This window comes from Pseudomonas sp. MWU13-2100, assembly GCF_023242365.1.
Taxonomy (GTDB): domain Bacteria; phylum Pseudomonadota; class Gammaproteobacteria; order Pseudomonadales; family Pseudomonadaceae; genus Aquipseudomonas.
In genome coordinates, this window is the sequence record NZ_JALLIX010000161.1 from 1 (window position 1) to 421 (window position 421).

Annotated in this window: 1 protein-coding gene; it reads left to right on the top strand. The window is 63.4% G+C overall.

What is annotated here, in order from left to right; all coding sequences use genetic code 11:
- Window positions 1-421 (top strand): type VI secretion IcmF C-terminal domain-containing protein (locus M5B99_RS29845; protein ID WP_318654603.1); only part of this gene is annotated, 421 nt, incomplete at both ends.

The window sequence follows — 421 nt, forward strand, 5'->3', positions numbered from 1 at the left end:
CACCTCGAACAGTTCCTGCGCGGGCAACTGAACGGGGTGCTGCGCAAGGAAGGCAGCCGTTGGGTGGTCGATCCCACTCATAGCCAGGGCCTGCGCTTCACCCCGCAGTTTCTGACGGCGATCAACCAACTCAGCCATTTGGCCGACGTGCTCTACACCGATGGCGGCCTGGGACTGGGCTTCGAGTTGCAGGGCAAGGCCGCGCGGGACGTGGTGCAGACCACCTTCATCCTCAATGGCGAGAAGCATCATTACTTCAACCAGAAGGAAAGCTGGCAACGCTTCAACTGGCCGGGTCGTGGCGACTACCCGGGCGTCAGCCTGACCTGGACCAGCGTGCGGGCGGGTGAGCGCCTGTTCGGTGATTACTCGGGTACCTGGGGGCTGATCCGCTGGCTGGAAAAGGCCCAGGTCACGCCGT